This window comes from Micromonospora antibiotica, assembly GCF_017599305.1.
Taxonomy (GTDB): Bacteria; Actinomycetota; Actinomycetes; order Mycobacteriales; family Micromonosporaceae; genus Micromonospora; species Micromonospora antibiotica.
On record NZ_JAGFWR010000002.1, the window covers coordinates 638,146 to 655,990 of the forward strand.

The window sequence follows — 17,845 nt, forward strand, 5'->3', positions numbered from 1 at the left end:
CTTTCGAAGCTGCCCCACTGACCATGTCGGTCGACGGGTCCGACCCCCGGTCACCGGTCATCTCGGTCGGGGGTGAGCTGGCCTACACCACCTCCGCGCCGTTGCGCGCCGAGATCGACCGGTTGCTCACGGGCCGGCCTCCGGTGATCGTCATCGACTTCGCCGGCCTGACCTTCATCGACAGCACCGGGTTGTCGGTCATCGTGCACGCCTGGCGCGAGGGCCAGCGGGCCGGGACACTGATCCGCCTGCGAGCCACGCCCCGGTTCCTGGGGACCATCCTGGACATGACGGGGGTCACCGGGCTACTGGCCCGTCAGGCGCCGGAGCAGTCCGCTGTCGCCGCACCGAAGCCACCCGCCGCCACCGTCTGAACCCCCGGCGACCGCGCCCGGCCCGGGTGGATCCCAGCAACCCCCGACGTTTCCCGGTCCGGGGTTGCTGGGAACATGAGGGCGTGCGCCCGCAGCTGTTGTCCATCGAGGTGACCCGGCCCGATGCCGGCCACGCCCGGCTGCGGCTGACCGGTGACCTCGACTTCGACACCGCTCCGGAGCTGCTCGACGCGGCGGCCCGGGTCCGCGCGGACGGCTGCCACGAGCTGACGGTCGACCTCGGCGGGGTCGGCCTGTGCGACTCGTCGGGCCTGAGCGCCTTCCTGGTGCTCAGCCGGGGCGGCGTCGGGCCGCTGCGGCTGACCGGGGTGGGTGACCGGCTCCAGCAGTTGCTCGACCGCACCGGCCTGACCGAGCTGCTCGCCGTGGAGCGACCGACGGCAGGTGCCGCCGACGACGTCCGCGAGGTGGGCTGAGCCACCCGGCTGCCGGGGTGGCCCCCGACCCTGGGACCAGGGGCCGGGGGCCGGGAGGGGGTCGGGCGGGTCAGCTGCGCCCCGGTCCTGTTCGTGCCGGGACCGGCGGCGGGCGGCCCGGTCGACCCCGTCGGCGTACGGGCGGCGGTCATCCGGCGACGGCGGGCTCCTGCGTCACGACGGCGGGTTGCCGGCGGGGACCGGTCGACCGGACCTCGACGGGGGAGGGTCGTTCGACGTCCTCCGGAGGACCGGAATCGGGCAGCTGGAACAGGTAACGGACGAATCCCCCACCCGACTCGTTCTCCTCCGCTCCCGGCCACTGCCCGGCGCAGTCCACACCGACGACCTCACGACCGGAACCGTCGGCCTCCTCCACCAGCGCCCAGAGGCTCACTGGGTAGCACCGGGTCGCCTCGGGGCCGATCCGCCACCGCGAGTACCAGCCGGGACGAGCCGGAACAATCTCCACGATCCTCTTCATGACGACCTTCCCTTCCGCGTGCCTCGGAAGACCTCCGGTCGCCTCGATGGTCTGCCCCGGACGGGTGAGCGCCCCTCACCCCCGGCGAGTGAAGCCACCGCCCGCCGGAGTCCGGCAGAACGGTTTCCGGGCGCCGACCGGGGGTAGCCGCGCCGGATGGGGACCACCGACGATCGTCGTACCGCCCGCCGGGCGCTGATCGTGATCGGTCTGGTGTTGGCGGTCGTCATCGGGCTCGGCCTGCTCTGGTCCACCCGTCGGGTGCTGATCTGGATCCTGCTCGCGGCGTTCCTCGCGACGGCCCTCAAACCCCTGGTGGACCGGGTGGAGCGCCGGCTGGTGCGGCACCGGGCCACGGCCACCCTGCTGGTCTTCCTGGCCGTGTTCGGGCTGCTGGCGGCGGTGGGCGCGGTGATCCTGGTGCCGCTGCTGGACGAGCTGGGCCGGTTCGCCGACCGGGCCCCCGAACTGCTGCGGCAGGCCCGCGCCGGGCAGGGACCGCTGGGCGGCCTGCTCGACCGGACCGGCCTGCTGGACTACGCCCGTCGCCACGGCGACCAGGTCCAGCGGTACGGCGGTGAGCTGCGCCAGCCGGCGGTGGAACTGTTCCGGGGCGTCCTGCGGACCCTCGCCGGCCTGGTCACCGTCGTCGTGCTGGCCTACCTCATGGTCCTGGAGGCGCCCTGGATCATCCGGACCATGCTCGGGGCGGTCGGTGCCGGCACGGGGGTGCGGTTGCGGCGGATCGGGCGGGGCACCTCGCGGGTCATCACCGGCTATCTCAGCGGCAACCTGCTGATCAGCGTGATCTGCGGACTGGGGACGTATGTCGTGCTGGTGCTGGTGGGGGTGCCGTTCGCGGCGGTGATCGCGCTACTGGTGGGGATCGCCGACCTGGTTCCGCTGGTCGGCGCGACGCTCGGGGCGGTCGTCGCGTCCGGGGCCGGCTTCCTGCGCTCCCCCACCGCCGGGCTGGTGGTGCTGGTCTTCTTCGTCGTCTACCAGCAGGTGGAGAACCATCTGCTGCAACCGCTGATCATGTCCCGGGCGGTCCGGCTGAACCCGCTCACCGTGCTGGTCAGCGTGCTCGTCGCGGCCGAGTTGGCCGGGCTGGTCGGGGCGCTGTTGGCCATCCCGGCGGCCGGAGTCGTCCAGGTGCTGGTGCGCGAGTTCGGGCCCGCCGGCCGCCGCAGGGGTGACGATGTCGGCGGGTCCGACGCGGCCCGGTCCGGCCGCCGGGGGTGAGCCGGCGGCCGGACCGATCAGCTTCGGTCAGCGGGTGCGCGCCGGCACCTCGGGCGAGGAACTCTCCAACGGCACGGCGTTGGCCGGGACCAGGCCGAGCTGCGTCGCCGGGCGGGTCAGCGCGGCGTCGAGCACCCAGTCGGCGCTCACCCGCGCCCGGTTGCCGGGCATCGCCAGCAGATGGTAGCCCCGGGTGACCGCCTTGGCGGGCAACCCGGACAGCGACAGTTTCAGCGGGTTGGCCGCCGCGTCCTTCCCACCGAGGTCGACCACCCAACCCAGGTCGTGGTGCTTGTACGGGTGACGCCGGCCCTGGCCGTAGGAGGCGGCGATGTTGCGCGCCACGAGCTTGCCCTGCCGCTGCGCGTGCTGGGCGGTCATCGTGCAGACCTGGCCGGGGCGGGTCAGGTCCGGCACGGCGGCGGCGTCGCCGCAGGCGTACACCTCGGGGAAACCGGGGACGTTGAGGTACTCGTCGACCACCAACCGGCCCTTCTCGGTCCGCAGCCCCAACTCGGCCACGAACGGGTCGGGACGGACCCCGACGCACCAGGCCAGCGTGCAGGTCGGGACGTACTCGCCGTCGGTGAGGTGTACCCCGTCGGCGGTGGCCTCGGCGACCGAGGTGCCCATCCGGACGTCGACACCCCGACGACGCAGCACCCGGTCGGCGGTGCGCGACATCCGCTCGTCCAGCTCCGGCAGGACCCGGGGGGCGACGTCCAGCAGCATCCACCGGGGCCGGACCGTCAACCGGGGGCGTTGCGCGTGCAACGCGTCGGTGAAGAGCTGCCCGTGCGCGGCGACCTCGGTGCCGGTGTAGCCCGCGCCCACCACCACGAAGGTGGCGCGGGCCTGCTGCTCGGCCGGGTCCTGCGCCTGCTCGGCCAGCTCGATCTGCCGGACCACGTGGTCGTGCAGGTAGACCGCCTCGGGCAGGCCCCGGAAGCCGTGGGCGTACTCGGTCACCCCGGGGATGGGCAGCAGCTTGTTGACGCTGCCGACGCAGAGCACCAGCCGGTCGTAGGCCAGTTGGCCCCGCTCCCCCTCCGGGTTGGCGAAACCCACCCAGCGGTTGGCCAGGTCGACCCGGTCGGCCTCGCCGACGACGACCCGCACCCCGGGCAGGGTGCCGGTCAACGGAACCGAGATCCGGGTCGGCTCGACCACCCCGGCGGCCACCTCGGGCAGCAACGGCAGATAGAGGAAGTAGTCGGTCGAGTTCAGCAGCACGACCTCGGCCCGCCCACCGGCCAACCGCCGCAACGTCTTCGCCGCGTGGTAACCGGCGAAACCGGCGCCCACGATCACCACACGAGGTTTCGTCATGCCCGCTCCCTTCCCGGCGGTCAGCACGACAAACGTGTCGGATCGCCCCGGCACCGTCGCGCCGGAGCGGAGCGGAGCGCGCCGGGGCGGGGCGGAGCGGGGCGGCCGGTGACCCGGAGTCATCGTTCCCGCCGCCGCGCGAGGACGCGTGCGGTGCACGAGGGCGTTCCGGCCCGCCTGATACATCAGTGACGGGGTCCCGACTGTAGTCACACCGCGTAGACGACACCGTTGCTTTCGGCGCGCCTTCCGCTCACGCTGAGTTCCTGTTCGACCACCACCAATCGGAGGGACAGATGAGAGTTCGCCGTGTCGTCGCCGTCGCACTGGCCGCCCTGCTGGCGGCCGTGGGGCTCGCGCCGACCGCACCCGCCGCGGCGGCCACCGCGGACCGGTGGGGTTTCGCCTACGTCGACAACCCCACCGTCACCAGCTGGACCGTGCTGGACACCACCCGGCAGTGGGGCACCTGGAAGACCGCCTTCCCGGCCGCCTGGGCCACCGGCATCAAGCTCGCCCCGGGCCGGTTCCAGGTGCGCTTCCCGCAGATCGGTGCCGGTGCGCGCGGGGTGCCGCACGTGACCCCGGTGGACCGGGCCGGGCACTACTGCACCGTGGTGCGCTGGTTCCAGTCGGGCACCGACGAGATCGTCGACGTGCAGTGCTTCGCCCCCGGCGGCACCCGCGACGACAGCCGGTTCACCGTGCTGTGGACCGCCAGCTCCGGGGTGCTGCCGGCCGGCACCGCACACGCCTACGTCCAGGGCGGGGTCAGCGGCCTGGTCCAGTCGTACGTGTCCACCGGGGCCCCCGCCGCGCTGGCCCCGCTGGGGGTCGGGCAGTGGTCGGTGCGGCTGCCCGGGGTCGGGCTGGCCGGGGTGCTGGCCGGCAACGTGCAGGCCACCGCGATCCAGCCGAACGCCGGTCCGCGCCGGTGCACCGTCGCCCGGTGGGGCGCCTCCGGCACCGACGTACTGGTCTACGTGTTCTGCTTCGACCAGGCCGGAGCGCCGGTGAACACCGACTTCACCCTCTCCTACCACCGGGGCCGGTCGGTGATCGGGTCGCTGGCCCCGCCGAAGTTCTTCGGTCACCTGGCCAGCGCGGCGGGCGGCCCCACCAACGACAACTCCCAGCTCGGGGTGGGCGTCAACACCATCGCGCCGCTCGCACCGGCCGGCCGCTACCTGGTCACCTTCAAGCAGCTCGGCCAGAAGGAGACGCACGCCCAGGTCACCGCGCAGGGCACCGGGCCCAACTACTGCAACCTGACCCAGCCGTGGTCGTACGCGGTGGACGCCCCGGTGGACGTGATCTGTTTCGACAACACCGGCACACCCGCGCCGTACCAGGTGCTGGTCGCCTTCACCTCCCGCATCTGAGTCGGACGTCGATGCCCGCCGGTGCACGGCACGGGCGGGCATCGACCCGGGCGACGCCGCCGTACCGCCAGCACCCGCCCGGCCGGCACGTGCCGGGGCCGTCGCCGCCCCGCCCAACCCGTGGACCGGGTGCCGCACGTCGTCTCCGCTTCCCGGCCGGTTCGGCTAGCGTTGTCGGACCGTCGCCCCGGCGGCCGAGCCACGAGCAGCACGAAGGTGAGCCGATGGGACCGAAGGCGAGCATCCGGGACGTCGCCGCCGCGGCGGGCGTCTCGGTGACCACCGTGTCCCACGTGTTGAACAACAAGTCCGGCACCCGGGTCAGCGCACAGACCCGGGAACGGGTCGAGGCGGTGGCCCGGCAACTCGGTTACGCGGCGAACGGGCTGGCCCGGGGGCTACGGCTGCAACGGTCGTACGCGCTGGGGCTGCTCGGCGACGTCATCGCCGCCACCGGGCAGGCCGGGCGGCTCATCCTCGGCGCACAGGAGACCGCATCGGCACGCGGGTGGGTGCTCCTGCTCACCACCGGACGCGACCTCGAGGCCGAACGGCGGGAGATCCGGGCGCTGTCGCGGCACCGGGTCGACGGCGTGCTCTACGCGACCACGGACCACCGGGTGGTGCGGGTCCCCGACGAGCTGCGCCCGATGCCGGTGGTGCTGCTCAACGCCCGCAGCGACGACGCCACGCTCCCCTCGGTGGTGCCGGACGAACGCGGTGGCGCCGCCGCGGCGGTGCGGGAACTGCTCGCCCACGGGCACCGCCGGATCGGTTTCGTCACCACCGTCGACGACGTTCCCGCCGCGCGGGGCCGGCTGCTCGGCTACCGCGAGGCGCTGTGGGCCGCCGGGGTCCCGTACCGGCCGGAGCTGGTACGTGCCGACGTCGGCGACCCCGCCGGCGGGCACCGGGCCGCCCGCGTCCTGCTCGACGCGGCCGACCGGCCGACCGCGTTGTTCTGTTTCACCGACCGGATGGCGATGGGCGTCTACCGGGCCGCCGCCGAACTCGGCCTGCGGGTGCCGCAGGAGCTGTCGGTGGTCGGCTCCGACAACCAGGAGGTCATCGCGGACGGGTTGTTCCCCGCGCTGACCACCGTGGCGTTGCCGCATCACGGGATGGGCGCGTGGGCGGTCGAGACGATGGTGGAGCTGCTCGACCGGCCGAAGGGGGCCCGCCGCCGGGTGGCCCGGCACGTCGCCATGCCCTGCCCGCTGGTCCGCCGGGCGTCGGTCGCCGCCGCACCGCACTGACCGGCGGAACCCGCGGGTGCCGACCGCGGGCCCGGACCACCCGGGTCCGGGCCGTCCGGCCGCACCCCGCGACGGCGGCGGGGACGAAGGCAGGTGGCTGGTCAGAGTGGCCGGGGGAACGGTTCGGCGGTCGGCATCGGCACCTGCAGGTAGGTCGCGCCGCGCAGGTCCAGCCAGGCCCGGTCGGGGGCCCGGACCAGCCGCAGCATCACCTCGGCGCAGGAGGGACAACGACCCACCAGCCCCGGGGCGTGGGCCCAGACGCGCAGTCCGGCCATCGGGCCGACCATGCCACAGGACGCGCACCGCCCGGTCGCCGCGCTCAGGTCCACCGCGAGCAGCTCGCGCAACGGCCCGTCGAGCATGTTGCCGTCCAGGTAGGACATCTCGGTCATCGGTTCTCCTCGCCGGTCAGCCGGTCGGCCCGAACCGTTCGGTCCGGACCCGCCGGGTCGGGTGGCCCAGCCCCACCAACAGGTCCGCGACGGTCTCCACGAAACCGGTCGGGCCGCAGACGTAACAGAGCGGTTCCAGGTCCGCCGGCCAGCCGTGGGTGTTCACGTCGGCCAGACCGATCCGGTGCGGCTCGCCCCGCCACCCGTCGGGGGCCTCGCGGGTGTAGACGTAGCTGACGTCCAGGCCGAAGTCGTCGCGGGCGCGGGTACGTAGTTCGTCGGCGTAGATGACGTCCGCCGGGGTGCGTACCGAGTAGATCAGCCGGAACGGCGCCCGGCTGCCGGCGGCCCGGCGGGCCCGCACCATCGCCATCAGGGGCACCACCCCGGAACCCCCGGCGACCAGCAGGACCGGCGCGGTCTGCTCGGACCGCCAGACGAACCAGCCGCCGACCGGGCCACGCACCTCCACCGGGTCCCCCTCGGCCCAGGCGTCGGTCAGGTACGGCGACACCTCGCCGTCGGGCACCCGCTGCACGGTCAACGCGATCCGGTCGCCGTCGGGCGGGCCGGCCAACGAATAGGAACGGGCCGCCTGGTAGCCGTCGGGGGCGGTGAGCCGGACGTCGACGTGCTGCCCCGGCAGGTGTCCCGGCCAGCCGGGCACCGACAGGACGAGGGTCTGCGCGGTGGGCGTCTCGATCCGGCGCTGCGCCAGCCGGGCCACCCGCCAGCCCAGCGGGGCGGCGACCCGGCCACCCGGGGCGGCTGCGGTCACCTCAGTCACCCTGGTAGCGCTGCTCACGCCACGGGTCGCCGTAGTCGTGGTAGCCGGCCGTCTCCCAGAAACCGGGCTCGTCCTCCACGGTCAGCCGCAGGCCCCGCACCCACTTGGCCGACTTCCAGAAGTAGAGGTGCGGCACCAGCAGCCGGGCCGGGCCACCATGCTCGGCGGGCAGCGGTTCGCCGTCGTACCCGTGCACCACCCAGGCCTGACCGTCACGCAGGTCGTCCAGCGGCAGGTTGGTGGTGTATCCGCCGTACGAGTGGGCCTGGGCGTAGTCGGCGGCGGTGTCCACGCCGTCGAGCAGCACGTCCAGCGAGACGCCCTGCCAGCTGGTGCCGAACTTGGACCACCGGGTGACGCAGTGGATGTCCACCGTGGGGGTCTCCTGCGGCAGGGCCATCAGCTCCGCCCAGGACCAGCGGAACTCGTCGCCGGTCTCGGTGGCGAGGACGAACTCCCAACGGTCCAGCGGGACCCGGGGGGTCGGCCCGGCGGACAGCACCGGGAAGTCCTCGGTCAGGTACTGCCCCGGCGGCAGGGCCGGATCGGTCGTACGGCGTCGGCCCTGGAAGCCCGGTGACACGATTCCCACCCGTCAGTCGTACCACCCGGCGGGTGTGCGCGGGAGGGTTCCCGCCGACCGGCACGCCTTCGGCGGCGACCCGGTCGCGGGCCGCCGCCGGGCGCGTACCGTCAGTGTTTGTCGGTGACGACCTCGACCTCGCCGGGCTCCCGGTCGCGGGTGGCCCGCAGGCTGGTGAGGGTGACCACGGCCAGGACGCCGATGATGACGCCGAGCGAGGCCAGGGTCGGGATCTCCGGCACGCCCGACCAGATCCCGTGGGCCCAGTGCAGGCCGAGCTTGACGCCGATGAAGGCCAGGATGATGGCCAGTCCGTAGCTGAGGTGCACCAGGCGGCTCAGCGCGGCGTGCAGGACGAAGTAGAGCGCCCGCAACCCGAGCAGCGCGAACGCGTTGGTGGCGAAGACCAGGTAGGGGTCCTCGGTGATGCCGTAGACGGCGGGCACCGAGTCGACCGCGAAGACGATGTCGGTGGCGAGCACCGCGACCACCACCAGGGCGAACGGGGTGAGGGCCCGGCGGCCCTGCTGCCGGATCGTCATCCGGGTGCCGTGGTACTCCTCGACGACCGGCATGAACCGGCGCAGCAGCCGCACCGACCGCATCTTGTTGATGTCGACTTCCTGCTCGTGCCCGGACAGGGCGTCGCGCAGCAGCTTGACCGCGGTGGCGATCAGGATGATGGCGAAGATCAGGAACGCGAAGTCGAGGGTCTGCAACGCCGCCGCGCCGAGGGCGATGAAGACCGCGCGCAGCACCAGCGCCCCGGCGATGCCGTAGAGCAGCACCCGTTGGGCGAGCACCGCGGGCACCGCGAAGGCGGCCAGCAGCAGCATGAACACGAAGAGGTTGTCGACCGACAGGGACTTCTCGACCAGGTAGCCGGTCAGGTACTCGACGCCCTGCTGGGAGCCGAAGCGGTACCAGACCCAACCGCCGAAGGCCAACGGCAACGCGATGTAGAAGGCCGACCAGCCCAGCGCCTCCCGGATCGACACCTCGTGCGGGCGTCGGGTGACCAGGAAGTCGAGGACCAGCAGGGCGAGCACGCCGACGATGGTCACCGCCCACAGGGTGGGCGTGCCGACCGACGACAACCCACCGGCAGCAAAGTACGACAGATCGGTCATGGAGCCTCCTCGAACACCGTGCCATGTTCGAGGTCTCCTTCACCCACGTTCGCCGTGGGCAACCACCCGAGGCGCACCCGGGGCGCGCCGTACTGACCGGAATGGTTCGTGGGAAGTACTCCCCTCGTGCGGTCCAGGTTAGGCCAGGTCCGAGCGACTCGCCAAGTCAGGGCACACCACCGTCACAGCGTCGTTGCCCTGGTCAACGGCTGTGTGTGCCCGGGGGGCGGTCGGCCCACGCCCACGCCGGAGCCCGACCACCCGGTGGCACCGGGGTCGACCGGTGGGGTCAGGCCCGGCGCAGGGCGGCCACCCCGGGGGTGAGCGCCGGTTCCACCAGTTCCCGGTAGTCGCGGGGGAACCGGGTCACCAGATCGTCGAACTCACCACCGCTGACCGCCTCGCGGACCGTGACGAAGACCGCCCGCACCACGTCCCGGGCGGCCGGTTCGTCCAGGTCGGCCCGCTGCGCCACCCGGGCGACGAACTCGGCCGCACCGAACCGCTCGGCCGCCTCGGTGCTCGGACTGGGCCGCAGTGCCAGCCGCAGCGGCGCGGGCAACTGGGTGGCGAGGTCGAGCACCTCCCCACCGGTCAACCGCTCGGCGAGGGTGGCCAGGGTCGCGTGGACCAACACCACGGCCCGCTCCGGGTCGGTGCGGACCCGACGGGCCACCTGGTCGACGAAGGTGTCGTAGTTCATGCGGGGCTCCCTTCGACATGAGGCCGGTCGGTTACCCGCCACGGCGACCCGGAAACGACCCGGTTCCCCGCCCTCGCCCGGGTCCGGTTCCGACGCCGGATCCCGCTCCGGGCCGTACCACCGGCGACGGTGCCACTTTTCCGCTTCGGGGCGCGTGACCGGCCGGCGGACGGGTAACCGCCGCCGATCGTGACCGGCACGAGGCGGCAAGGAGGCTCACCGGTGGCCAGTCGAACCGAGATCCTGCGGTACCTGGCCCGGCTGGACTGCCCGGCGGCGCGCGACGCCGTGGTGAGCCAGGCCGAGCGGGAGGGCGCACCACCGGAGGTGGTACGGGCGTTGCGCGCGCTGCCGCCGGTGGACTACGCCGACACCGCCGAGGTGGCCCGCTGCGCCGCGCTCGACCCGGCGCCGGAGGGCGACCCGGCCCGACGCGCGGAACGGGGCGACCGCCGGCGTCACCTGCGGGTCGCGCAACACCTGCGGAGCATCTGAGCCGCCGGCGGCGAAGGTGGTCTGCTGCCCGGCCGGCGAGACGGCGGGGCCGGGAGGCGGGAGGGGTCCCCACACAGGCGGGCGCCCCGGGTCACGAACCGTGACCTGGGGCGCACGCGTGCCTGTTCACCGGCCAACCGCCGGGTGGCCACCCGAACCGGGTGGGCATCGCTGCCACGATCAGCATATGACACGCCATCACCCGTACGGCTGATTGTTGAAATAGTGTGGGCGAGCACACGGCCGGGGCGGCGGGTCAACCGTGCAGGTCCCCCCGCCGGTCCCGGGCCTTCAACCGGACAGTCGGCAGTTCCGGTGCGGGCAGCGGCGGGGCCGCGTCGTCGGCGACCCGCCCGAACCGGTCCCGGCCGGCCATCCAGTCGTCCCGGGCGGCAGCCACCTCCTCGTGCGAACGACCGACGAAGTTCCACCACATGACGAGCGGCTCGTCGAACGGCTCACCGCCGAGCAGCATCAGCCGGCTCCCCGGTTCGGCGGTCAGCTCCAGCCGGTCGCGCCCCGCGCCGAGCAGGAGCAGCGCGCCGGGCTCCAGGGACAGGCCGTCGACCCGGGCCCGGCCGGACATCGCCAGCAGGGCGTACTCGAAGCCGGGTCGCAGGCGCAGCGTGGCCGGAGCCGGCCCGTGTGCCTGGAGCTGCGCACCGACCAGCGGCGTGTGCACCACCGCCGGGGAGCGCTCGCCACCCAGCTCACCGACGAGCAGGGTGTGGTCCCAGTCGCCGGTGCGCCAGCGGGGCAGGTCGGCGTGGTGGGCGAAGTCGGCCGCACCGGCCCGCGCCGGGTCCGGCAGCGCCACCCACAGCTGCACACCGTGCATCAACGGCGGGTGGGAGGCCGGTGACCGCTCGGAGTGGGCGATGCCGTGCCCGGACGTCATCACGTTGAGCTGACCGGGCCGGATCGGCTGGACGTTGCCGAGGCTGTCGCGGTGCACGATCTCACCGTCGAGCAGCCAGGTCACCGTCTGCAGGCCGGTGTGCGGGTGCGGCGGCACCTCCATGCCGGGCCGCTGCGCGACGTCGTCGGGGCCGAAGTGGTCCACGAAACACCACGCCCCGACCATCCGCCGGGCCCGCTGCGGCAGCAGCCGGCGCACCGTGGTGTAGCGACCCAGGGGCACGTCGTGGCCGGGCAGCAGCACGCTGCCCGGGTCCTCGTCGGCCACGCCGGGTGGTCGGGTCTGCGCCGGCAACGATTCGGTACGGTCCACCGTCCGACTCTATGCCGGCCCGCCCGCCCCGGCGCGGGGCCGGCCGGTTCAGTCCTCGACGACGGTGACCGTGTTGGCCCCGGCGACGAGGTCGAGGTAGAGCCGGTCGGGTGCCCGGTCCCAGTTCGGCGAGCCGACGGTCGCCCCCCGGGCCAGCCCGTCCCGCCGGTCGCCGTACCAGACGACGCTGCCGGCGCCGGAGCCCGCCCGGACCCGCACCGGGGGCCCGTCGGGCGCCCGGACCACGAACTGGTTGACACCGCCGGTCATCCGTACCGTGCGGGTGCCGGTCGTCGGGGGCAGCCGCAGGTCGACCCGGGCCGCGCCACCGATCAGCTCCAAACCCGACAGCCGCGCGTCGGAGAGGTCGAGGACGTGGTCGCTGACCCCGCCGATCAGCCGCAACCGCCAGGTCACCCGCGTGCTGAGGACCACGTCGACGACGCCCCGGCCGGGCCGGTCCCGGCGGGTCACCCGCAGTTGCACCCGGTCGCCGGAGACCTCGGGCCGGGGGGTCAGGCCGGCGTCGGCCGGGCTGCTGATCCGGTACAGGTCGGCACCGAGATCGTCGGTGCGCAGCCGGAACGAGGTCACCCCGTCCAGCAGCTCGAAGGTGGCCCGGCGCAGCTCACCCACGGGTGCGGTCGCGGTCCGCCCGGCGGCGGCCTCGGCGGCACCGGCACCACCCGGCTCGGCGGTCGCCGCCACCGGCGGCACCCCGTCGCGGCCACCGGAGATGACCATCCCCAGCCGGTCCGGGTTGGCCATGGTCACCACCACCGCGAGCGCGCCGAGCGCGACCACCAGCACCGCCGCGGCGGCCAGCAGCCGCGCCCCCCGGGGCCACGGCGACCGGTCCGCCCGGTCGTCGTCGGTCACCTCGACCGGCTCACCCGTCACCTCGATCACCGGCTCGAAGACCGGTTGCTGCTGCCCCGCCGTCGGACGGTGCTCCTGATCCGGCTCCGCCATCGTGCCTCCCCTGTCCCGGTCCCCGCACAGCAGTACGGACGCGCAGCCGCAACGGATCACCGCCGGTGGCGTCCGGTACCGCACGCCACCGGGGTCGGGCCGGGTCAGTCGGTGTCGCGTCCCCAGACGCCACCCCGGTAGACGGTCCCCCGGTAGGTCGTGTCCCCGCCGGGCTCCGCCGGCCCGGCGGCCGCGTCGCCGGGCGGGACGTCGCCCGCCGGGGCGTCGGCGCGGGCGGCGCGGGCCCGGCGGACCCGGTTGACCACGAACCAGCCGGCGGCGGCGACGCAGACCACGATGACGACCTTCTGGAACGACCCGACGTACTCCTCGACGACATGCCAGTTGTCACCGAGCAGGAAGCCGGCCATCACGAAGGTGGTGTTCCAGATCAGGCTGCCCAGCGTGGTGTAGAGCAGGAACGTCAGGATCGGCATCCGTTCCACCCCCGCCGGGATGGAGATGAGGCTACGGAAGATCGGGATCATCCGCCCGAAGAACACCGCCTTGACCCCGTGCTTGAGGAACCACACCTCGGTGCGGTCCACGTCGCTCAACTTCACCAGCGGCAGTCGGGCCGCGACGGCCCGCATCCGGTCGCGCCCCAGCGCCGCGCCGATGCCGTAGAGCACCCACGCGCCGACCACGGACCCGAGGGTGGTCCAGAGGATCGCCGAGACCAGGCTGATCCGCCCCTGGGCGGCGGCGAAGCCGGCCAACGGCAGGATCACCTCGCTGGGGATCGGCGGGAACAGGTTCTCCAACGCCACCGCCAACCCCGCGCCGGGGCCGCCGAGCCGCTCCACCAGGCCGGTGACGAAACCCACCGGTCCCTCGGACGACGGCTCGGCGGTGGACACGACCGTACGGGGGTTGAGCGCCAGGGAGCGTGGGATCATCCGACAAAGTTACGAGCCGGTCGGCGAATCGACCACGCGGACCGGTCACGCCTGACCGTATACGGTGGGCCGGTGGGCGGACGACTGACTCAGGTATGGCGGTATCCGGTCAAGTCGATGCTGGGTGAACCGCTGCACAGCGCCATGGTGGACGGTCGGGGGCTGGCCGGGGACCGCCGGCTCGCCGTGCTGGACCGCGACACCGGGCGGGTCGGCAGCGCGAAGCGGCCCCGCCGGTGGTCGGCCCTGCTCGGGGTCCGCGCGACCGGCGACGCCCCCGACCGGGTACGCCTCACCCTCCCCGACGGCACCCGCTACGCCCACCCCGACGACGGCCTGGACACCGCGCTGTCCCGGCTGCTCGGCCGGTCGGTCACCCTGACCGGCACGGTGCCCGCCGACGCCCTGCTGGACCGGGCCGACCCGGACGCGGTGCTGGCCGAGGGAGCCGACGCCGACGTGCCGGTCACCGGGAACCCGTTGGGTGGCGTCGCCCCGGCCGGCAGCCTGGTCGACTTCGCACCGCTGCACCTGCTCACCACGGCCAGCCTGGACGCACTCGACCTGCCCTGGGCGGCGGCCCCGCGCTACCGGCCCAACCTGGTCGTCGGCACCGACGCGACGGGTTTCGTGGAGAACTCCTGGGTGGGTCGGGAGCTGCGCGTCGGTGCGGAGGTGGTGCTGCGGGTGGTCGCGCCGACCCCCCGGTGCGCGGTGCCCACCCTGGCACACGGCGAGCTACCCGGGGATCCGGAGGCGCTGCGGCGGCCGGCCCGACGCAACCGGGTGGTCCCCGTGCCCGACCTGGGGGCGCAGCCCTGCGTCGGGGCGTACGCGGTGGTGGTGCGGGGCGGTCGGATCACCGCCGGGGACCGGGTCGAGCCGGCCTGACCGCAGGCAGCCCGCCGCGGAGGAGTCCACGCGGGGCGGGCGGAGCGTCGGGTCGCCCGTGCGGGGAGCCCTCCGGCGTCGGCCCGGCCGGTCGACGGGACGGGTCAGGGCTTGCGGCCGAGTGCGCAGTACATGCTCACCTCGTCCACCGTGGGGCGGGGCTGTGGTTCGGCCTCGGCCCGCCAGCGGGCGACCGAGACGAAGCCGGGCTCGACCACCTCCAGGCCGTCGAAGAACCTGGCGAAGTCGTCCCGGCTGCGCAGGTTGATCCCGCCCGGCGGGTTGCCCGCCCGGGTCGTCTCCCGGGCGGCCTCGGCGACGTCCGGAGGAAGGTGGTCGTAGGTGGCGTGCGAGGCGGCCAGGTAACTGCCCGGCGGCAGTTCCGCGAGCAACCGGCGGACCACGGCGTACGGGTCCTCGGCCTCCCCCACGAAGTGGAGGATGGCCACCAGCATCAGGGCGACCGGCTGCCCCAGGTCGAGGGTGCGCCGCAGCTCGGGGTGGTGCAGGATCTTCTCGGGTTCACGCAGGTCGGCGTCGATGTAGGCGGTCGCGCCCTCGGGCGAGCTGGTCAGCAGGGCACGGGCGTGGGCCAGCACGATCGGGTCGTTGTCGACGTAGACCACCCGGGACTGCGGGGCGACGGACTGGGCCACCTCGTGGGTGTTGTTCGCCGTCGGGATGCCGGTGCCGATGTCGAGGAACTGTCGGATGCCCGCCTCACGGGCCAGGTGGGCCACGGCCCGTTGCAGGAAGCGACGGTTCTCCAGGGCGGCGGTGCGGATGGTCGGGAAGGCCGCGGCCATGGCGTCGCCGGAGTCGCGGTCGGCCTGGAAGTTGTCCTTGCCACCGAGCCAGTAGTTGTAGCGGCGGGCCGGATGCGCCACCGAGGTGTCGATCCGGTCGCTGGGATGCTGGGCGGCGCCCGTCGGGGCATCGGTGGTCACCGGGTCCTCCATGACTGCGCGCCACCGGTCGATGGCGTCCGTCCACTGTCTGCGGTCCTGATCATCGTAGAGGCCGCCCCACCGCAGTGACGGGCCGGTGCGGTGGTCACTGCGGGTACAGCTCGTCACGCAGTCGGGCGAGGACCTCCGGTGTGCGCTCCGGCGGGGTGGCCTCGACGCAGAGGCGTTCCATCGCCGCCGCGTAGTAGTCCAGGTCTTCCCGCTTGTCGAGGTAGAGCGCACTGGTCAGCTGCTCGATGTAGACGATGTCGGGCAGGTCGTCGTCACCGAACCGCAGGATCGTGAACGCCCCGCCGGCCGCCGCGTGGCCACCGGCGTCGAACGGAATGACCTGCAACCGGATGTGCGGCGACCGGGTCGCCTCGATCAACGCGGTCAGCTGCCCCCGCATCACCTGCGGGCCGCCGATCGGCCGGCGCAGGGCGGCCTCGTCGATCACCGCCCAGAGCTGCGGTGGGTCGGGGCGGTGCAGCACCTGCTGCCGCTGGACACGCAGCTCCACCCGGCGGTCGACCTCCTCGACCGCCGCGCCCCGGTGGCCGAGCAGGACCACCGCGCGGGCGTACTCCGGGGTCTGGAGCAGGCCGGGGACGAACTGCACCTCGTAGCTGCGGATCAACGCGGCGGCGGCCTCCAGGCCCAGGTAGGACTGGAACCAGGTGGGCAGCACGTCGCCGTAGCGGTGCCACCAGCCGGGGCTGTTGGCGTCGCGGGCCAGCTTGAGCAGCGCGTCGCGGTCGGCGGCGGCGGTGACCCCGTAGAGGGTGAGCAGGTCGGCGACGTCCCGCTCCTTGAAGCCGACCCGGCCCAGCTCCATCCGGCTGATCTTCGACTCCGAGGAACGGATCTCCCAACCGGCACCCTCCCGCGTGACACCGCTGGCCTCCCGCAGCCGGCGCAGCTGCGCGCCGAGCAGCATCCGCAACACCGTGGGGCCGGTGGCCGGTCCCCCCTCGGCGGCAACCATCGTCACGTGCCCGCCCCTCCGCGCATGCCCATCCGTTCACGGTCCCCGGGCCCCCGCCCGACCGACGAGTAAGCATGCCATGGACCGTCGGTGAGATGAACATCCTCCGGACGGACACGGTCCCGTGGGCGGGACCACCAGGTGTCAGTCGATCAGATGGTCGAAGTCGCCGTCGCGCGCGCCGAGGACGAATGCCGCTATCTCGTCCACCGTGTAGATCAGGGCCGGCCCCTCGGGGTGACGCGAGTTACGCATGGCGATGCCCGCCCCGCCGGGGAGTTCGGCCAACTCGACACAGTTGCCGCTGGGGTTGCTCCGCCGACTCTTCTCCCACCTCAGAGGGGGCAACTCGGTGGTGGGGACGCCGTTTTGAGGCTGCTGCATGGGTGTCTTTCTGTCGGGGTTCGGACCCACTGTCGCAAGGGGATGGTGCGGGGTTCGAGGGTGGTGCGACATCAGATCCGGCCGTGCTGCACGTGCATCTGCTATTGCATCTGCACCAGACAGCGAGCATGATAACGCACGTGCGCGGTACTTATCCGTTCACTTTGAGTGACCAGTCCCAGGGCGTTCACCTGGGAAAACGGCGATCCTGCGCGGCACGACGGCCGCCGCCCGGGTCGTACGCCGACACTGCGAGGGAGGACCCGTGCCGGATCCGTTGACCGTCGCGTCCGGCGTCTCCGCAGCCGGGGCCCTGGTCTCGGTGTGGCAGCTACGCCGCCGGGCGCTTGCGGCCGAGGCGGAACTGGAGCACCTCCAGGCCGAACTGGCCGCCGAACGGCACGCCGCCAGTCACGACCCGCTCACCGGGCTGCCCAACCGGCGGGCCTTCTACCGGCTGGCCGCCGCGCTGCTCACCGATGCCGGCGGGCAGCCCCTCATCGCGGTCGTCCTCGACCTCAACGACTTCAAACAGGTCAACGACCGCTACGGGCACGCCGCCGGCGACCAGGTGCTGATCAGCGTCGCCCAACGGCTGGCCGCCTTCGCCGGCGACAACCTGGTCGCGCGGCTCGGCGGCGACGAGTTCGCCGGCCTGCTGGCCAGCCCGTCGGTCGACCGGCGCTGGATCGACCACGCCACCCGTCGGCTCTGCGAGGCGCTGGCCGCCCCCATCCCGCTGGGCCCGTGCAGCGTCCGGGTCACCGCCTCGGTCGGGCTCGCCCCGGTCACCGGCCCCACCCAACTCGCCGACGCGCTGTGCCGGGCCGACGCCGCCATGTACCGGGCGAAGGGTGTCACCAGCCGTCAGTCACCCCGGCAACTGCTCGACGTGGCCCGCCTCGCCGAGTGCTGAAACCCACCGCCGGGCGA

The 17,845-nt window shown here is 73.5% G+C and carries 21 protein-coding genes; 8 read left to right on the plus strand and 13 right to left on the minus strand.

Annotated features, from left to right (window positions below; genetic code table 11):
- The first annotated feature begins 23 nt into the window (after positions 1 to 23).
- The gene (locus tag JQN83_RS07795; RefSeq protein ID WP_208566354.1) at positions 24 to 374 is read left to right on the plus strand and encodes an STAS domain-containing protein; all 351 of its coding nucleotides are present in this window, start codon (positions 24 to 26) and stop codon (positions 372 to 374) included.
- A gap of 83 nt (positions 375 to 457) precedes the next feature.
- Entirely contained in the window at positions 458 to 811 is a 354-nt protein-coding gene (locus tag JQN83_RS07800; RefSeq protein WP_208566355.1) for an STAS domain-containing protein, read from the plus strand.
- Between the two features lie 148 nt (positions 812 to 959).
- Here JQN83_RS07800 and JQN83_RS07805 read toward each other — a convergent pair whose 3' ends face one another.
- The gene (locus tag JQN83_RS07805; RefSeq protein WP_208566356.1) at positions 960 to 1,295 is read right to left on the minus strand and encodes a hypothetical protein; all 336 of its coding nucleotides are present in this window, start codon (positions 1,293 to 1,295) and stop codon (positions 960 to 962) included.
- Positions 1,296 to 1,451: 156 nt separating this feature from the next.
- Here JQN83_RS07805 and JQN83_RS07810 point away from each other — a divergent pair, with 156 nt between their 5' ends.
- Positions 1,452 to 2,540: an AI-2E family transporter gene (locus JQN83_RS07810; protein WP_208566357.1), complete on the plus strand. Its 1,089-nt coding sequence runs from the start codon at positions 1,452 to 1,454 to the stop codon at positions 2,538 to 2,540.
- 27 nt (positions 2,541 to 2,567) lie between these two features.
- Here the strand turns inward: JQN83_RS07810 and JQN83_RS07815 are convergent, their stop codons facing one another.
- The gene (locus tag JQN83_RS07815; protein ID WP_208566358.1) at positions 2,568 to 3,869 is read right to left on the minus strand and encodes an NAD(P)/FAD-dependent oxidoreductase; all 1,302 of its coding nucleotides are present in this window, start codon (positions 3,867 to 3,869) and stop codon (positions 2,568 to 2,570) included.
- 296 nt (positions 3,870 to 4,165) lie between these two features.
- Here JQN83_RS07815 and JQN83_RS07820 point away from each other — a divergent pair, with 296 nt between their 5' ends.
- Positions 4,166 to 5,251: a hypothetical protein gene (locus JQN83_RS07820; RefSeq protein ID WP_208566359.1), complete on the plus strand. Its 1,086-nt coding sequence runs from the start codon at positions 4,166 to 4,168 to the stop codon at positions 5,249 to 5,251.
- Positions 5,252 to 5,475: 224 nt separating this feature from the next.
- Positions 5,476 to 6,507, plus strand: a complete 1,032-nt coding sequence (locus tag JQN83_RS07825) for a LacI family DNA-binding transcriptional regulator (RefSeq protein WP_208566360.1) — start codon at positions 5,476 to 5,478, stop codon at positions 6,505 to 6,507.
- Positions 6,508 to 6,608: 101 nt separating this feature from the next.
- On the opposite strand, the gene JQN83_RS07830 is transcribed toward JQN83_RS07825, so the two are convergent.
- The 5 genes from JQN83_RS07830 to JQN83_RS07850 form a co-directional block, all read right to left on the minus strand.
- Positions 6,609 to 6,902, minus strand: a complete 294-nt coding sequence (locus JQN83_RS07830) for a DUF6510 family protein (RefSeq protein WP_208566361.1) — start codon at positions 6,900 to 6,902, stop codon at positions 6,609 to 6,611.
- Positions 6,903 to 6,918: 16 nt separating this feature from the next.
- Positions 6,919 to 7,680 carry a ferredoxin reductase gene (locus JQN83_RS07835; RefSeq protein WP_208566362.1) on the minus strand — a complete coding sequence of 254 codons (762 nt, stop codon included), beginning with the start codon at positions 7,678 to 7,680 and terminating at the stop codon, positions 6,919 to 6,921.
- Position 7,681: 1 nt separating this feature from the next.
- Positions 7,682 to 8,272: a sulfite oxidase-like oxidoreductase gene (locus JQN83_RS07840; protein ID WP_208566488.1), complete on the minus strand. Its 591-nt coding sequence runs from the start codon at positions 8,270 to 8,272 to the stop codon at positions 7,682 to 7,684.
- Positions 8,273 to 8,382: 110 nt separating this feature from the next.
- Positions 8,383 to 9,402, minus strand: coding sequence for a TerC family protein (locus tag JQN83_RS07845; protein WP_208566363.1), 1,020 nt, complete (start codon positions 9,400 to 9,402; stop codon positions 8,383 to 8,385).
- Positions 9,403 to 9,691: 289 nt separating this feature from the next.
- On the minus strand, positions 9,692 to 10,105 hold the full coding sequence (locus JQN83_RS07850; protein WP_208566364.1) for a DUF2267 domain-containing protein: 414 nt from the start codon (positions 10,103 to 10,105) through the stop codon (positions 9,692 to 9,694).
- 222 nt (positions 10,106 to 10,327) lie between these two features.
- On the opposite strand from JQN83_RS07850, the gene JQN83_RS07855 reads away from it, so the two are divergent.
- Positions 10,328 to 10,600 (plus strand): DUF2795 domain-containing protein, encoded by a 273-nt coding sequence (locus tag JQN83_RS07855; protein ID WP_208566365.1) that lies wholly within the window; start codon positions 10,328 to 10,330, stop codon positions 10,598 to 10,600.
- Between the two features lie 256 nt (positions 10,601 to 10,856).
- Here the strand turns inward: JQN83_RS07855 and JQN83_RS07860 are convergent, their stop codons facing one another.
- The 3 genes from JQN83_RS07860 to JQN83_RS07870 form a co-directional block, all read right to left on the minus strand.
- Entirely contained in the window at positions 10,857 to 11,831 is a 975-nt protein-coding gene (locus tag JQN83_RS07860) for a pirin family protein (RefSeq protein WP_208566366.1), read from the minus strand.
- Positions 11,832 to 11,879: 48 nt separating this feature from the next.
- Positions 11,880 to 12,803, minus strand: coding sequence for a cell wall-active antibiotics response protein (locus tag JQN83_RS07865; RefSeq protein ID WP_244251864.1), 924 nt, complete (start codon positions 12,801 to 12,803; stop codon positions 11,880 to 11,882).
- Positions 12,804 to 12,907: 104 nt separating this feature from the next.
- Positions 12,908 to 13,702 (minus strand): DedA family protein, encoded by a 795-nt coding sequence (locus tag JQN83_RS07870; protein WP_208566367.1) that lies wholly within the window; start codon positions 13,700 to 13,702, stop codon positions 12,908 to 12,910.
- Positions 13,703 to 13,774: 72 nt separating this feature from the next.
- On the opposite strand from JQN83_RS07870, the gene JQN83_RS07875 reads away from it, so the two are divergent.
- The gene (locus JQN83_RS07875; RefSeq protein WP_307799083.1) at positions 13,775 to 14,593 is read left to right on the plus strand and encodes an MOSC domain-containing protein; all 819 of its coding nucleotides are present in this window, start codon (positions 13,775 to 13,777) and stop codon (positions 14,591 to 14,593) included.
- Between the two features lie 104 nt (positions 14,594 to 14,697).
- On the opposite strand, the gene JQN83_RS07880 is transcribed toward JQN83_RS07875, so the two are convergent.
- The 3 genes from JQN83_RS07880 to JQN83_RS07890 all read right to left on the minus strand — a co-directional run bounded on the left by JQN83_RS07880 (position 14,698) and on the right by JQN83_RS07890 (position 16,912).
- Complete coding sequence (locus JQN83_RS07880) at positions 14,698 to 15,552, minus strand: SAM-dependent methyltransferase (RefSeq protein WP_208566368.1); 855 nt, start codon at positions 15,550 to 15,552, stop codon at positions 14,698 to 14,700.
- A 94-nt stretch (positions 15,553 to 15,646) separates the two neighbouring features.
- Positions 15,647 to 16,528, minus strand: coding sequence for a Sco1979 family transcriptional regulator (locus JQN83_RS07885; RefSeq protein WP_372443988.1), 882 nt, complete (start codon positions 16,526 to 16,528; stop codon positions 15,647 to 15,649).
- 144 nt (positions 16,529 to 16,672) lie between these two features.
- Positions 16,673 to 16,912, minus strand: coding sequence for a DUF397 domain-containing protein (locus JQN83_RS07890; protein ID WP_208566370.1), 240 nt, complete (start codon positions 16,910 to 16,912; stop codon positions 16,673 to 16,675).
- A 265-nt stretch (positions 16,913 to 17,177) separates the two neighbouring features.
- Between JQN83_RS07890 and JQN83_RS07895 the strand changes: the two genes are divergently transcribed.
- Positions 17,178 to 17,828, plus strand: a complete 651-nt coding sequence (locus JQN83_RS07895) for a GGDEF domain-containing protein (protein ID WP_208566371.1) — start codon at positions 17,178 to 17,180, stop codon at positions 17,826 to 17,828.
- The last annotated feature ends 17 nt before the right edge of the window (positions 17,829 to 17,845 follow it).

Coding starts and splice junctions, on each gene's coding strand:
- JQN83_RS07795 (WP_208566354.1), top strand. CDS start 24: ATGTCGGTCGACGGGTCCGACCCCCGGTCACCGGTCATCTCGGTCGGG.
- JQN83_RS07805 (WP_208566356.1), bottom strand. CDS start 1,295: ATGAAGAGGATCGTGGAGATTGTTCCGGCTCGTCCCGGCTGGTACTCG.
- JQN83_RS07810 (WP_208566357.1), top strand. CDS start 1,452: ATGGGGACCACCGACGATCGTCGTACCGCCCGCCGGGCGCTGATCGTG.
- JQN83_RS07815 (WP_208566358.1), bottom strand. CDS start 3,869: ATGACGAAACCTCGTGTGGTGATCGTGGGCGCCGGTTTCGCCGGTTAC.
- JQN83_RS07820 (WP_208566359.1), top strand. CDS start 4,166: ATGAGAGTTCGCCGTGTCGTCGCCGTCGCACTGGCCGCCCTGCTGGCG.
- JQN83_RS07825 (WP_208566360.1), top strand. CDS start 5,476: ATGGGACCGAAGGCGAGCATCCGGGACGTCGCCGCCGCGGCGGGCGTC.
- JQN83_RS07830 (WP_208566361.1), bottom strand. CDS start 6,902: ATGACCGAGATGTCCTACCTGGACGGCAACATGCTCGACGGGCCGTTG.
- JQN83_RS07845 (WP_208566363.1), bottom strand. CDS start 9,402: ATGACCGATCTGTCGTACTTTGCTGCCGGTGGGTTGTCGTCGGTCGGC.
- JQN83_RS07850 (WP_208566364.1), bottom strand. CDS start 10,105: ATGAACTACGACACCTTCGTCGACCAGGTGGCCCGTCGGGTCCGCACC.
- JQN83_RS07865 (WP_244251864.1), bottom strand. CDS start 12,803: ATGGCGGAGCCGGATCAGGAGCACCGTCCGACGGCGGGGCAGCAGCAA.
- JQN83_RS07870 (WP_208566367.1), bottom strand. CDS start 13,702: ATGATCCCACGCTCCCTGGCGCTCAACCCCCGTACGGTCGTGTCCACC.
- JQN83_RS07880 (WP_208566368.1), bottom strand. CDS start 15,552: ATGGAGGACCCGGTGACCACCGATGCCCCGACGGGCGCCGCCCAGCAT.
- JQN83_RS07885 (WP_372443988.1), bottom strand. CDS start 16,528: ATGGTTGCCGCCGAGGGGGGACCGGCCACCGGCCCCACGGTGTTGCGG.
- JQN83_RS07890 (WP_208566370.1), bottom strand. CDS start 16,912: ATGCAGCAGCCTCAAAACGGCGTCCCCACCACCGAGTTGCCCCCTCTG.